Source organism: Kocuria turfanensis, from assembly GCF_001580365.1.
GTDB lineage: Bacteria > Actinomycetota > Actinomycetes > Actinomycetales > Micrococcaceae > Kocuria > Kocuria turfanensis.
Genome location: NZ_CP014480.1, coordinates 878,044 through 891,490, shown reverse-complemented (window position 1 = coordinate 891,490; position 13,447 = coordinate 878,044). Strand labels below are relative to the sequence as shown.

13 protein-coding genes are annotated in these 13,447 nt (G+C 74.7%); 11 read left to right on the top strand and 2 right to left on the bottom strand.

Annotated elements, in window-relative coordinates; genetic code table 11:
- Positions 1 to 78 precede the first annotated feature (78 nt).
- From AYX06_RS04090 to AYX06_RS04060, 7 genes are all read left to right on the top strand, one after another.
- Positions 79 to 1,467, top strand: a complete 1,389-nt coding sequence (locus AYX06_RS04090) for an APC family permease (RefSeq protein ID WP_062734710.1) — start codon at positions 79 to 81, stop codon at positions 1,465 to 1,467.
- Positions 1,468 to 1,581: 114 nt separating this feature from the next.
- Complete coding sequence (locus AYX06_RS04085; RefSeq protein WP_232319389.1) at positions 1,582 to 2,871, top strand: carboxylate-amine ligase; 1,290 nt, start codon at positions 1,582 to 1,584, stop codon at positions 2,869 to 2,871.
- Positions 2,868 to 3,749, top strand: coding sequence for an alpha/beta fold hydrolase (locus AYX06_RS04080; protein WP_062734709.1), 882 nt, complete (start codon positions 2,868 to 2,870; stop codon positions 3,747 to 3,749). The genes AYX06_RS04085 and AYX06_RS04080 overlap by 4 nt, the downstream gene beginning before the upstream one ends.
- Positions 3,746 to 4,450 carry an esterase/lipase family protein gene (locus AYX06_RS04075; RefSeq protein ID WP_084271436.1) on the top strand — a complete coding sequence of 235 codons (705 nt, stop codon included), beginning with the start codon at positions 3,746 to 3,748 and terminating at the stop codon, positions 4,448 to 4,450. The genes AYX06_RS04080 and AYX06_RS04075 overlap by 4 nt, the downstream gene beginning before the upstream one ends.
- Before the next feature lie 120 nt (positions 4,451 to 4,570).
- Positions 4,571 to 4,837, top strand: coding sequence for an SHOCT domain-containing protein (locus tag AYX06_RS04070; protein WP_147017314.1), 267 nt, complete (start codon positions 4,571 to 4,573; stop codon positions 4,835 to 4,837).
- 178 nt (positions 4,838 to 5,015) lie between these two features.
- Entirely contained in the window at positions 5,016 to 5,210 is a 195-nt protein-coding gene (locus tag AYX06_RS04065; RefSeq protein WP_047803530.1) for a DUF2795 domain-containing protein, read from the top strand.
- A gap of 213 nt (positions 5,211 to 5,423) precedes the next feature.
- Complete coding sequence (locus AYX06_RS04060; protein WP_062734707.1) at positions 5,424 to 5,831, top strand: four-helix bundle copper-binding protein; 408 nt, start codon at positions 5,424 to 5,426, stop codon at positions 5,829 to 5,831.
- Between the two features lie 240 nt (positions 5,832 to 6,071).
- On the opposite strand, the gene AYX06_RS04055 is transcribed toward AYX06_RS04060, so the two are convergent.
- Together AYX06_RS04055 and AYX06_RS04050 are read right to left on the bottom strand one after the other, a co-directional pair.
- A complete protein-coding gene (locus tag AYX06_RS04055; protein ID WP_062734706.1) occupies positions 6,072 to 6,632 on the bottom strand; it encodes a DUF421 domain-containing protein in 561 nt (186 codons plus the stop codon).
- Positions 6,633 to 6,683: 51 nt separating this feature from the next.
- On the bottom strand, positions 6,684 to 7,931 hold the full coding sequence (locus tag AYX06_RS04050) for a cation:proton antiporter (protein ID WP_062734705.1): 1,248 nt from the start codon (positions 7,929 to 7,931) through the stop codon (positions 6,684 to 6,686).
- Positions 7,932 to 8,105: 174 nt separating this feature from the next.
- Between AYX06_RS04050 and AYX06_RS04045 the strand changes: the two genes are divergently transcribed.
- From AYX06_RS04045 to AYX06_RS04030, 4 genes are read left to right on the top strand one after another with little or no spacing between them, the layout of a single operon-like run.
- Positions 8,106 to 8,981 (top strand): potassium channel family protein, encoded by an 876-nt coding sequence (locus tag AYX06_RS04045; RefSeq protein WP_062734704.1) that lies wholly within the window; start codon positions 8,106 to 8,108, stop codon positions 8,979 to 8,981.
- A 45-nt stretch (positions 8,982 to 9,026) separates the two neighbouring features.
- The gene (locus AYX06_RS04040; protein ID WP_062734703.1) at positions 9,027 to 9,947 is read left to right on the top strand and encodes an NADP-dependent oxidoreductase; all 921 of its coding nucleotides are present in this window, start codon (positions 9,027 to 9,029) and stop codon (positions 9,945 to 9,947) included.
- Positions 9,948 to 9,997: 50 nt separating this feature from the next.
- Positions 9,998 to 11,761, top strand: a complete 1,764-nt coding sequence (locus AYX06_RS04035) for a dynamin family protein (RefSeq protein WP_062734702.1) — start codon at positions 9,998 to 10,000, stop codon at positions 11,759 to 11,761.
- The gene (locus AYX06_RS04030; protein ID WP_062734701.1) at positions 11,758 to 13,446 is read left to right on the top strand and encodes a GTPase; all 1,689 of its coding nucleotides are present in this window, start codon (positions 11,758 to 11,760) and stop codon (positions 13,444 to 13,446) included. The genes AYX06_RS04035 and AYX06_RS04030 overlap by 4 nt, the downstream gene beginning before the upstream one ends.
- Position 13,447 lies beyond the last annotated feature (1 nt).

Here is a 13,447-nt window from a genome sequence, read left to right as displayed (position 1 = left end):
CGCACCACCGCACCGACGCACCACCGCACCGACGCACCACCGCACCGACGCACCACCGCACCGACGCAGAGGAGGACCGTGGAACGCCACGACGCGCACGAGCACCGGACGACGCAGCGGGAGCAGACGCAGGGAACGGACCGGGATCAGGAGCAGAAGCTCTCCCTGACCGGGTCCGTGGCCCTGGGCACGGGGGTGATGATCGGCGCCGGCATCTTCGCCCTCGTGGGACAGGTGGCCGAGCTGGCCGGCGGCTGGGTGCCGTGGGCGTTCCTCGCCGGAGCCGTGGTCGTGGCCTTCAGCTCCTACTCCTACATCCGGTACTCGGCCACCAACCCGTCCTCCGGCGGGATCGCCATGCTGCTCAAGGCCGCCTACGGCCCCGGGGTGGTGGCCGGGTCGTTCTCCCTGTTCATGTACGTCTCGATGATCCTCGCCCAGAGCCTGCTCGGACGCACCTTCGGCACCTACCTGCTGCGCCCCTTCGGGATGCAGGACTCGGCCGTGTGGGTCCCGGTGCTGGCGGTGGCCGCCATCACGGCCGCGGCGCTGGTGAACCTCGTCGGCAACCGGTGGGTGGAGCGCTCGGCCACGGTGACGGCCGCGATCAAGATCGCCGGGATCGGGGTGCTGGCCGCCGGCGGGATCCTCGCCGCCGGCGTCTCCTCGCTGGGCCGGCTGGTCACCGCCGCCGACCGCACTCCGCCGGAGCAGGGGTGGGCAGGATTCCTGGCCGCGGTCACCCTGTGCATCCTCGCCTACAAGGGCTTCACCACGATCACCAACCAGGGCGCCGACCTGGCGCGGCCCGAGCGCAACATCGGCCGCTCCATCATGATCTCCATCGCCCTGTGCACCGTGCTGTACCTGCTGATCACGGTGGCCGTCACCGGTAGCCTCAGCGTGCCGGAGATCGTGGCGGCGCGCGACTACGCGCTCGCCGAGGCGGCCGAGCCGATGTTCGGCGTCTGGGGCGTACGGCTGACCGTGCTGATCGCCGTGGTGGCGACGCTGTCGGGGCTGGTCGCGAGCCTGTTCGCGGTCTCGAAGCTCTACGACATGCTCCGGGACATGGGTCAGGCCCCCGGGCTGCCGGGGACGGAGGGCCACCAGTCGCTCTACATCACGGCGGGACTGGCCGTCGTCATGGCGGCCTTCTTCGACCTGTCCCAGATCGCCGCGCTGGGGGCCATCCTCTACCTGGCGATGGACATCGCCATCCACCTCGGCATCCTCCGCCACCTCGCGGACGACGTGCAGGCCAGCCCCTGGATCCCCTGGGTCGCGATCGCCCTCGACGTCGCCGTGCTCGTGCCGTTCGTGCTGCTGAAGGCCCGGGCCGACCCGTTCACCGTGGTGGTCACCGCCGTGGTGGCGGGGACGATCGTCGCTGCCCAGTGGGTCGCGGTACGCCGCCGCTCGGGCACGCGGGAGGACCGGGAGCCGGAGCAGCACCCCCGGCCGTGAGCGGGGCCACCGGTCCTCCGGGGCCCGGAGCCGTCGGGATCGCCCCGAGCCCCACCGCCCGAGGCCGCCGTCCGGCATCAGGCCCGCGCCACGGGGCCGGGAAGGACCGACGCCGTGCCCCGCACGTCCGACGGGCTCGTCAGGCGTGTCGGAACAGGCCCCGGCACCGCGCTCGCCGGGACCCGGGTGCTACGCTCCGATGAGCTCGACGACACCCCGCGACGGGCTCCGGCGCGCGCGCCCGGCCTGCCGACCCGGATGGAGGCGATCACCGTGCCCCCGTACCCCGACACGTCCGGCACCGACGGCCGGGGCCGCACCTTCGGCGTCGAGGAAGAGCTGCTCCTCGTGGACGCCGAGACCCTCGAGCCCGTGGCGGTGAGCCGCGACGTGGTCCGCGACCACGACCGGCACCCGGCGGCCTCCGGGCACCGGATCACCACCGAGCTGCAGCAGGAGCAGATCGAGGTCGCCGGGCCCCCGGTGCGGGGGCTCGCGGAGCAGCTCGCGGCAATCCGACAGGGCCGGGCCCTGCTGGACGCCGCCGCGCGCCGCAGGGGAGCCCGGGCCGTGGCGCTGGCCTCACCGGTGTTCCCGGCCCGGCCCCACCTCGTGCCCCAGCCCCGCTACGAGTGGCTGCACGAGCGCTACGGCATGGTCGTCGAGGAGCAGCTGACCTGCGGGCTGCACGTCCACGTGGGGACCTCCGGCCCGGACGAGGGCGTCGCCGTGCTGGACCGGATCCGCGGCTGGCTGCCGGTCCTCCTGGCGCTCAGCGCCAACTCACCCTTCTGGTACGGCCGGGACACCGGGTTCGGCAGCTTCCGGTACCAGACGTGGACCCGCTGGCCCACGTCCGGCCCCGACGAGCTCCTGGCCACGGCCCAGGAGTACGACCGCCGGTGCGCAGCCCTGCTGCGCTCCGGGGTGGCCCTGGACCGCGGCATGCTGTACTTCGACGCCCGGCTCTCGGCCCGGTACCCCACCGTGGAGATCCGGATCGCGGACGTGTGCCTCGAGGCCGAGCACGCCGCGGTGCTCGCGGCCCTCGCCCGCGCCCTGGTCGAGACGGCGGCCGGGCAGTGGCGGGCCGGCGACCCGGCGCCGCCGATCGGCGTGGCACAGCTGCGGGCCTGGTCCTGGCAGGCCAGCGCCGCGGGGACCGGCGGAACGCTGGTCAGCCCGGTCTCCGGCGCGCCCACGCCCGCGGATGAGGTCGTGGCCGAGCTGCTGGCGCACGTGCGCCCCGCCCTCGAGGCGCAGGGCGAGCTGGAGTCCGTGGCCGGGACGGTGGCGGCCCTCCTGCGGGGAGGGGCCGGGGCGCGGCGTCAGCGCGAGGCCTGGGCCGTGCGGCAGGACCCGCACGACGTGGTCCGCGCGGCCCTCGAAGCGACCCACCGGTGAGCCGGGTCACCGACGGCCGGGAGGCCTCGCTGCGCCCCGGGCGGACCCGGGCGGGGGAGCGCGCCGCGCCGCCGGCGTCGAGCACCGGCCGGGTGCGCCGGCACCCGCTGCTCCGGCGGCGCCGCGTCGTCGTCGGGCCCCACGCGGTGGACGTGCGGGGGACCTTCGACCCCGCGCTGCCGCCGGTGGTCCTGGTGCACGGGGTCGGGATGTCGGGGGCGTACTTCCTGCGCCTGGCGGACGAGCTCGCCGCGACCCGGGACGTGTACGCCCTCGACCTGCCGGGCTACGGCACGACGCCCAAGCCGCGGCGGCCCCTCTCCGTGGCCGAGCTGGGGGAGGCCGCCGCGGGGGCGGTCGCGGCGCTGGGGCTGTCGAGGCCCGTGCTGGTCGGGCACTCCATGGGCTGCCAGATCGTCGTGGACGCCGTCAGGGACCACCCCGGGCTGTGCTCGGGCTACGTCCTGGTCGGGCCGACCGTGGACCCGGACGCGCCCAGCCGGCCCGGCCAGGCGTGGCGGCTGCTGCGGGACACACTGCGGGAGCCGCCGCCGACCAACGCCCTCGTCCTGCGGGACTATCTGCGCATGGGCCCGCTCCGGTATCTGCGCACCGCCCGGTCCATGGTCCGGGACCGGATCGAGGAGGACATCCGGGGCTGCGCGGTACCGGGCCTGCTCGTGCGCGGAGGACGGGACCCCATCGCCCCGCGGGACTGGGTGCGGCGACTGGCCCGGGCCGCCCCCGACGCCCGGGTGGTCGAGATCCCCGGCGCCCCGCACAACGTCCAGCACACCGACCCGAAGGAGCTCGCCGCAGCATGCGCCCCCTTTCTCGACGCCTGCCGACCCGCCCGCCGTCCGGACGCCCCGGCGTGATCCCGCGCCGGCTGACGGAGGCGGGGGCCAACATCGCCGCCTGGGCGCAGGACTACGCCTACGCGCTCCGCTGGCAGGCGGCCGGTGTCCTCGGCCGGTGGGACCCGGCGCACTACCGGGCACCGGCGGATCCGGACCGGTCGCCGGTCGTGCTGATTCCCGGCATCTACGAGTCGTGGACCTTTCTGCTGCCCGTGGCCGGGCTGCTGCGGGAGCACGGGCACGACGTGCACGTGGTCGAGGACCTGAAGTTCAACACCGGCACCATCGAGGAGATGGCCGAGCTGGTGGACGCGCACCTGCGCACGGCCGGCGTGGAGCGGTGCGTGCTCGTGGCGCACAGCAAGGGCGGGCTGATCGGCAAGCACCTCCTGGCCCACCACAACCGGGACGCCGGGATCCACGGGCTCGTGGCGGTCAACACCCCGTTCTCCGGGTCGCAGCTGGCCCGGCTGCTGCCGCTCTCCACCATCCGGGTGTTCCTGCCGCACTCCCCGGAGCTCACCGCGCTGACCACCCAGCAGGCGGTGAACCGGGACATCGTCTCGATCTACGGCCGCTTCGACCCGCACATCCCCGGCGGCAGCCGGCTGGAGGGCGCGCACAACGTCCAGCTCGAGACCCGCGGGCACTTCCTGCCCCTCAACGATCCCCGGGTGCACCGGGCGATCCTCGACGGCATCCGCGCGCTGACCCGCTGACCGCCCGCCCCGTCCCCGGCGTCGGGGGCGGCTGGTACTCTGCGGCCATCGTCCGCCCTCCGGCGGTTCGCGCCGGCGAGCGGGGACGACGTCGGAGGGGACGGTGGCACCGTGGTCGTGATGGGACTGACGCCCTTCCAGGGCTGGGAAGCCGTGTCCTGGGTGCTGCTGCTCCTCACTGCAGGGTGGGGGCTGATCCGGCTGGCGCGCCGGCTGGTGCTGCGCTACGGGAGCAACACCCGGTGGGGCCGGCGGACCCGCACCCGGCTGGGGCTGCGCCGGGCCCGCGACGACCTGCTGGAGCGCCATGCCCGCGGGGAGATCACCGAGGCGGAGTACCTGGAACGGCTGCGCATCCTCGAGCAGGAGGGCCGGTCCGGTCCGTGAGCCGACGGCCCGGAGCGCCGGGCGGGACGAGCGGGCCGGTCCTGACCGCGCCGGCTCCCCGGGGCGACGCGCGGTCGGCGGCCGGGGGCTGACGAACGACAAGCAGGCTGACAGACTGGGGATGTTCGTGTCCCGTCGAGCCGGCGGGACGAGACCGCGCGACGACAAGGAGATCCCCATGTCCGACAAGCCCAACCCCATCGAGCTGCAGAAGCACCTCAGCGGCCTGGACTACCCGGTCAGCAAGGACGAGGTCGTGCAGAAGGCGCAGGACTCCGGCGCGGACGACTCGATCCTCGAGGCGCTGCGGAACCTCCCGGAGCAGCAGTACGAGAAGCCCACGCACGTGACCGAGGCCGTCTTCGGCGAGTAGCGCCCGCGGCCCCGACTCCGGCAGGCCCCGCAGCGCGCGCCGCGGGGCCTGCCGCGCTGCGGGCTTCATCGAATCTTCAGGGTTCCGGGGTTCACCCGCCGGAACGGACAGTCTACTGTCGATCGTGTGGGGCGCGGCCGGTGCCGGGCCCCACCCAGCACCGCAGGACGGGCGGCCGGCGCGCGGCCGCCGATCGGACGAAGGAGCGACACCATGACCCACGTGACATCGATGCTCGAGACCTACCCGAAGGACCTCGGCGGAGTGGACCGGCAGAAGCTGGCCGAGTGCATCGCGGCGTGCTTCGAGTGCGCCCAGACCTGCACCGCCTGTGCCGACGCGTGCCTGTCCGAGGACATGGTCGCCGAGCTGACCAAGTGCATCCGGACCAACCTCGACTGCGCCGACATCTGCGCCACCACCGGCAACGTGCTCTCCCGGCACACCGGCTACGACGCCAACCTCACGCGGGTGGTGCTCCAGGCCTGTCAGGCGGCCTGCAAGGCCTGCGGGGACGAGTGCGCCCAGCACGCGGGGATGCACGAGCACTGCAGGATCTGCGCGGAGGCCTGCCGCCGCTGCGAGCAGGCCTGCGCCGACCTGATCAGCTCCCTGGGCTGATCCCGTCTCCGGCGAACGAGGGGCCCGTCCGGCGGACGGGCCCCTCGTTCGCCGTCCGGCCCCGACGCCGGCGGACAGGGGACGGCCGGACGCCGGCGGCACCGTGCGACCGGGGCGGACCGCGCTCAGTCCGCCACGATCAGGACCTGCGGGGCCGCCTGCTGCATCCGCGTCGACAGCCGGTGCAGCTGCGTGCGGGTCTCGCCCTCGCAGCGTTCCGCGACGTCGATCAGGCCCCGATCACGGTGCCCCCGGTCCGGACCGGTCCCGGCCGTCGCCACCGCCCCGGGCCTCGAGCCCGCGGACGTCCTCGAGCGCGGACCCGTCGCCGTACGTGCTCGACGTGATGACGCTGAGCTTGCCGTTGGTCTCGAGCACCACCGCCGCCACCTGGGACAGGTCCCCGGTGCCCTGCATCCGCACGGCCTGGCGCAGCTCGGACTCCGTGAGCCGGTTCCGGTGCAGGGCGTCGTAGCGGATCTCCCCGTGCGCGAGCAGCAGCGCGGGCTGCGAGGTGAACATGCCTCGCGCCCGGGGCCACCGGGTCGAGATCCAGGCCACCAGCAGCTGCAGCCCCGCCAGCAGGACGAGCGCGGTGACGCCCTCCGTCCAGGAGACGTCCGTGCTCAGGAAGATGGTCGCCAGGGTGGAGCCCAGCGCCACCGTCACGATGAAGTCGAAGACGTTCAGCTGGGCGAGCGTCCGCTTGCCGGACAGGCGCAGGATCACCACCAGCGCCGTGTAGGAGGCGGCGCCCACGAGGACGATCCGCAGGATCTCGGACCAGGAGTCAAACCACACGGCGCGGCCTCCGATCCGTCGTCGGGCGCTGCGGACAGTGCTGCTGGAATCTCATGCGGCGGTCTCCTCCTCCTGTTTCCGCTCCGGCTCCCGGTGCTGGAGCCAGGCGCTCAGCGGGGCCGTGGACAGCCCGTGGACCAGCACCGACAGGGTGACGGCCAGGGTGGTGTAGACGAAGATGTCGTGCCGGCCCGTGTGGCGCTCGGCGAGGGTCGCGTAGAACAGGGCGGAGACCCCGATGGGGCCGAACCAGCTCAGGAAGAACGTCTCGGAGCGGTCGTGCACGTCCCGCAGCAGCGGCCGCAGCGCCCAGAGGGTGACCAGGCGGCGCAGCAGCAGGGCAGCGGTGAGGACCACGGGGGGCACCCAGCCCAGCCGCGCCCACTCCTCGACCGGCAGGGCCATGCCGAGCAGGATGAACACCGGCAGCAGGAACAGCCGGGCGACGGCGTCCTGCACCTTGTCCTCCTGCGCCTCGTCGCGCTGGGGGATCACCTGGCCGAAGACGGCCACGCCCACGAACACGGCCAGCAGGGCGTCGGTGCCCAGCAGCTTGCCGGTCCCGAGGACCAGGAGGGCCAGCGGCACGACGAAGGCGAGGTAGGAGCTCTCCTCCATGAGCCCGTGCCGGCGGACGAGGACGAACAGCTTGCCCATCAGGAAGCCCACCAGCGCGCCGAACACCGCGGCGCCGAGCACCTCCCGGAGCAGGACCGTGGTCAGCAGCTCCCGCCACGCCCGGTCCGGCTCGGTCAGCAGCAGCACCGGGAGGAGGACGAAGAGATAGGCGAGCCCGTCGTTGAGCCCGCTCTCGGCCGAGAGGTTGTGCCGGACCCGTTCGGGGATCCGGTTCTCGGCCAGCGAGCCCGTGACGATCGGGGTGGTGACGACCGGGTCGGTGGGGGTGATGATCGCGCCCAGCAGCAGCGCCACCAGGAACGGCACGCCCAGCGCCGCCCACAGCACGCCGGTGGCCACGGCGAACATCAGGGCCATGCCCAGCCCGATGACCACGGCGATCCAGCGGGCGTCACGCCGCCAGTAGCCGTGCGGCAGGCGCAGGGCGACTCCGGCCAGGCCCACCGCCAGGGTGATCCGCGCGGCCTGCTCCAGCAGCGTGCCCGGGGGCAGGCCGAAGTCCTCGATCCGCACGACGTCCAGCGCGAAGGGGCCGATCAGCGCCCCGAAGGCCAGGGCGAGCACGGGGCCGGGAAGACTGACCCGCTGCAGCAGCGTGGAGAACGCCGAGATCAGCAGGACGGCTCCGGCGAAGAGCGCCAGCACCAGGTTGATGTCCATGGCCGTCCTTCCGCGTGGGGGGCCGCGGCGCCGTCCCGGGCCGCGCGTGCCCCCACCGTAACCCTGCTGATGGTCCTCGGGGCAAGCGCCGGCGGCGAACCGCCGGGACGGGCCCGGGCGCCACCGGGTAGGGTGCCGGGGAAGGACAAGCGCGAACGGGGAGGGAGCGACGACGTGGCCGTGCTGCTGACGCTGCTGGGGATCGTGATCGTCCTGGTGGGCCTGTGGGACATCTACCACAGCCTGCTGCACCCCAGCGGCACCGGGGCGATCGGCGGACGGGTGCAGACGGCCGTCTGGCGGATCTCCCGGCGCACCGGGCACCGCTTCGGCTCGGCCGTGGGGCCGGGGTCGATGATCACGGTGGTCCTCCTGTGGGTGTTGCTGCAGGGGGTCGGCTGGGCGCTGGTCTACCTGCCGCACGTCCCCCAGGGCTTCACGTACTCGCCCGGGGTGGACCCGGCCGACTACCCCGACGTCCTCGGCGCGCTCTACATCTCCCTGGTGACGCTGGCGACGCTGGGGTTCGGCGACGTCGTGGCCACCGACCCCTGGGTCCGGCTGGCCACCCCGCTGGAGGCGCTGACCGGGTTCGCCCTGCTCACCGCCGCCCTGACGTGGTTCACGCAGATCTACCCGCCCCTGTCCCGCCGCCGCTCCCTGGCCCTGGAGCTGAAGTCCCTGGCCGACGTCGGCTACGCCGACGGGATCGCCCAGGAGGACCCCGTCACGACGGCACGGGTGCTGGACGGTCTCGCCGCGGAGGTGGCCAAGGCCCGGATCGACTTCACCCAGCACGGGGAGACCTACTACTTCCAGGAGGAGGACCCGGACCTCTCCCTGGCCCGGCAGCTGCCCTACGCGCTCGAGCTGCGCGAGCGCGCCGCCGCGTCCGCCTCGCCGGCGGTGCGCACGAGCGCCGGCCGCCTCGGTCTGGCCCTCGAGCAGCTGGGGCAGAAGCTGCGCGAGGACTTCGTCCGCACGGGGGAGACCCCCGAGGAGGTCTTCGCCGCCTACGCCGCGGACCACGGGCGGGAGCCGGTCCGCTGACCGGCCGCCGGGAATAGGCCCCCGCGGCCCCCGGTTGCCCCGAGCATGAAGGCATTGACGTACGCCCGCTACGGCGGCCCCGAAGTCCTCGAGCTCACCGACCTCCCCGAGCCCAAGGTGCCCCCGGGCTGGGTGCTCGTGCGGGTGCGCAGCGCCGCGATCAACCCGGTCGACTGGAAGATCATGGCCGGTGGACTCGACCCTCTCATGGAGGTCCAGTTCCCGGTGGTGCCCGGCTGGGACGTGTCCGGGGTCGTGGAGTCGGTCGGCATCGACGTGCCGGAGTGGGCCCCCGGGGACGAGGTGATCTCCTACGCGCGCACGGACTGGGTGCACGGCGGCACGATGGCCGAGTACGTCGCCCTGCCGTCCCGGCTGCTCGCGCCGAAGCCCGCCTCGGTGGACTGGGACCGGGCGGCGTCGCTGCCGCTGGCCGGGCTCACGGCCTACCAGGTCCTCGGCCGCCTGGAGGTCGCCGCGGGCCAGACCGTGCTCGTGCACAACGCCTCCGGCGGCGTGGGCGGCTACGCCGTGCAGCTCGCCGTCGCCCGGGGCGCCCGGGTCGTCGGCACCGCCTCGGAGGCCAACCACGACTACCTGCGCGGCCTGGGCGCGGAGCCGGTCGTCTACGGGGAGGGGCTGCCCGGGCGGGTCCGGGCGCTGGCGCCGGAGGGCGTGGACGTCGTGGTCGACCTCGTGGGCGGGGTCGTCGAGCAGACGCTGGCGGTCCTGAAGGACGGCGGGCGGCACGCCTCCGTGGCCGACGACGCCGTGGAGGCCCACGGCGGGACGTGGATGTGGGTGCGGCCCTCCGCCGAGGACCTCACGGAGCTGAGCCGGCTCGTGGACCGGGGCGCGCTGCGGATCGAGCTCGGCGGCAGCGTGCCGCTCGCCGAGGCCGCCGAGGCCTACCGGCGGAGCCAGGAGGGCCACGTCCGCGGCAAGATCGCCGTGCGCATGGGCTGAGCCGGGGAGCTCCCGTAGGTGCACAGCAGGCTGACTGGCACAATGAGCGGGTGACCGATCAGACAGAGACCCTCAGGGCCCTCGAGCACGCGCGGGACCTGCTCGCGGCGTCGAGCCTGCCGCTGTCCACCACGAACGTGCTGCACGAGCGGGAGGACATCGACCGCGCCGTCGCCCAGCTGGACGACTACGTCCTGCCGCGCGTGCGCTCCCTCGACGCCCCGCTGCTCGCGGTGGTCGGCGGATCCACGGGCGCGGGGAAGTCCACCCTCGTCAACGCGGTGGTGGGCCACCCCGTGACCCGTTCGGGGGCCATCCGCCCGACCACCCGCCAGCCGATCCTGGTCCACCACCCCCGCGACGCCGAGGCGTTCGCCACCCAGCGGGTGCTCCCGCACCTGAGCCGGATCCACGCCCGGAAGGTCACCCCGCCGGGCACCACCGCCGCGGACACCGCGGCCCCGTCCGCGCTGCCCGGGACCGCGGACGGCCAGGCCCTCGTGCTGCTGGCCGAGCCGCGCATCCCCGAGGGCGTCGCCCTGCTCGACGCCCCCGACGTCGACTCGATCTCCGACGAGAACCGCCGGCTCGCCGGCCAGCTGCTGGCCGCCGCCGACCTCTGGCTGTTCGTCACCACCGCCAACCGCTACGCGGACGCCGTCCCGTGGCGGCTGCTGGTGGAGGCCGCCGGGCGGGACATCACGGTGGCCGTGGTCCTCGACCGCGTCCCGCTCGGGCTCGAGGCCGAGATCGAGGAGGACCTCCGGCGGATGCTCGCCGACCAGGGACTCGGCGACGCCCCGGTGTTCACGGTCCCGGAGTCGCCGCTCAACGAGACCGGCATGCTCCCGCCCCACGTCGTCGCCCCCGTCGTGGACTTCCTCGCCGAGCTCGGCCGGGACGCGGCCTCGCGCTCGGAGATCGCCCGCCGGACCCTCGGCGGCGCGGTGCGCTCCATCGCCGAGCGCACCGACGCCGCCGGGGACGCCGTGCTCTCCCAGCAGCGGGCCGGGGCGCAGCTGCGCCACGACGTGGACCGCGCCTTCGACGAGGCGCTGGCCTCCGTGATCGACTCCACCCGGGACGGCACCCTGCTGCGCGGCGAGGTCCTCGCCCGCTGGCAGGACTTCGTGGGCACCGGGGAGTTCTTCCGCAACCTCGAGGCCGGCATCGGCCGGGTCCGCGACCGGATCACCGCCTTCCTCAGCGGCAGGCCGGCCCCGGAGGTCCAGGTCGAGGAGGCCATCGAGACCGGTCTGCAGACCGTCATCGTCGAGGAGGCCGCGCGCGCCTCCGAGACCGCCGAGCGCCGGTGGCAGGACGAGCCCGCCGGCCGCGTGCTGCTGGGCGGCTCCGACCTGGGCTCCCTGCCCCCCGACTTCCGGCAGCGCACGGCCGAGCAGGTCCGGGCCTGGCAGGGCGACCTCATGGAGCTGATCCAGCGGGAGGGCGCCGACAAGCGCACCAAGGCGCGGGCCATGTCGCTCGGCGTCAACGCGCTGACCGTGATCCTGATGATCGGGGTGTTCTCGATGACCGGCGGGCTGACCGGACTGGAGGTCGGCATCGCCGGCGGCTCCGGGGTGGTCGGCACCAAGCTGCTCGAGGCCGTGTTCGGCGAGGACGCCGTGCGGCGGATGGCCGAGGACGCCCGCCGGAACCTCGAGGCGCGCATCTCCGCGCTGCTGGACGAGCAGGCGTCCGTGTTCCTGCGGCGCCTCGACGTCCTGGACGGACACCCGGAGGCGGAGGATCTGAAGGCCGCCGCCGAGCGCATCCGCGCCGCCGCCCGGACGCTGGGGGACACCGCGTGAGCCCCGCCCGCCGGCCCGCCCCGACCCTCTCCGAGCGGCTGCCCGCGCTCGCCCGCGCCACGGACCTCGCCGACGGGCGGCTCGACGAGGAGGCCGTCGCGGCGGCTCGCACCGTCCTGGCGCGCGCCGCCGAGCGCCGCTCGCTGTCCGCCGACCACACGGTGGTGGGCTTCTTCGGGGCCACCGGCTCCGGGAAGTCGACCCTCTTCAACGCCGTGGTGGGCCGGGAGATCGCCCGTGCCGCGGCCCGCCGCCCCACCACCTCGGAGCCGCTGGCCGCGGTGTGGGGGGAGCCGGGCAGCCAGGCCCTGCTGGACTGGCTGGACGTCTCCCAGCGCCACCACGTGGACACCCCGCTGCCCGCGGGGCAGGAGGACGCCGGGCGGTGGACGCGCGTGAAGGAGCGGCTCGCGGGCGGATCCGCCCCGGAGGGCCCCGGCGGGCTCATCCTGCTGGACCTGCCGGACTTCGACTCGGTGAGCCTGCACCACCGCACGATCGTGCAGCGGCTGGTCGGGATGGTCGACGTGGTGGTGTGGGTCGTGGACCCGCAGAAGTACGCGGACGCGATCATCCACCAGGAGTTCATCGCCCCGCTGGCCCGCCACGGGGCCGTGACCATGGTCGTCATGAACCAGGTGGACCGCCTGCCCGCCGCCGAGGTCCCCGCCGTGATGGCCTCGCTCGCGGAGCTCGTGGCCCAGGACGGGCTGCCCACCACCGGGCTCTCGAAGCCCGTGGCCGTCTCCGCGGTGTCGGGGGAGGGCGTCGAGGCCCTGCGCTCCCGGATCCGCCAGGTGGCGGACACGAAGGCCGCGGCCGGGGCCCGGCTCGACGCCGACGTCACCGACGCCGCCGAGCGGCTCGCGCAGGCCTCCGGCGAGGGCGAGCCCGCCGGGATCACGCCGGAGTCGGAGGACCGGCTCACCGACGGCCTCGCCCAGGCCGCAAACGTCCCGGGCATCGCGCGGGCGGCCGGGAAGTCCTACGCCCTGCACGCCGCCGGGCACACGGGGTGGATCGCCACCCGGTGGCTGCTGAAGTTCCGCAAGGACCCCATGCGGCGGCTCAACCTGGACCGGGGGGACGCCGTGAACCCCGAGGTCAACCGGACCTCGCTGCCGCCGATGGGCGCGGCCCAGCGGGCGGCCGCCGACTCCGCGGTGCGCGGCTTCGCCCACGACGCCGCGGCCGGGGCCGCCGAGCCGTGGACCCGGTCGGTGCGCCAGGCCGCCCGCACCCACGAGGCCCGGCTGCCCGACGCCATCGACCAGGCCATCGCCGGCACCGACTTCCGGGCCCGGAAGAACGTCTGGTGGTGGCTCCTCTTCGACGTGCTGCAGTGGATCGCGATGCTCGCCGTGGTGGCCGGCCTCCTCTGGCTGCTGGGACTGTTCCTGCTGGAGTACTTCCAGATCCCCGTGCCCCCGCTCCCCACGGTCGAGGGCTTCCCGCTGCCCGTGCCCACGCTGCTCGTGCTCGCCGGGGTGGTGACCGGGCTGTTCCTGGCGCTGACCGGGCGGATCCTCGCCGGCTTCGGCGCCCGGCTGCGCGAGCGCACGGTCCGGCGGAAGCTGCGGGCCTCGGTGGCCGGGGCGGGCCGGCGCACCGTCGTCGAGCCGGTGCGGGCGGAGCTGGAGGCCCACGCGGCCTTCCGGGAGGCGCTCGCCGCGCTGCGCGGCTGAC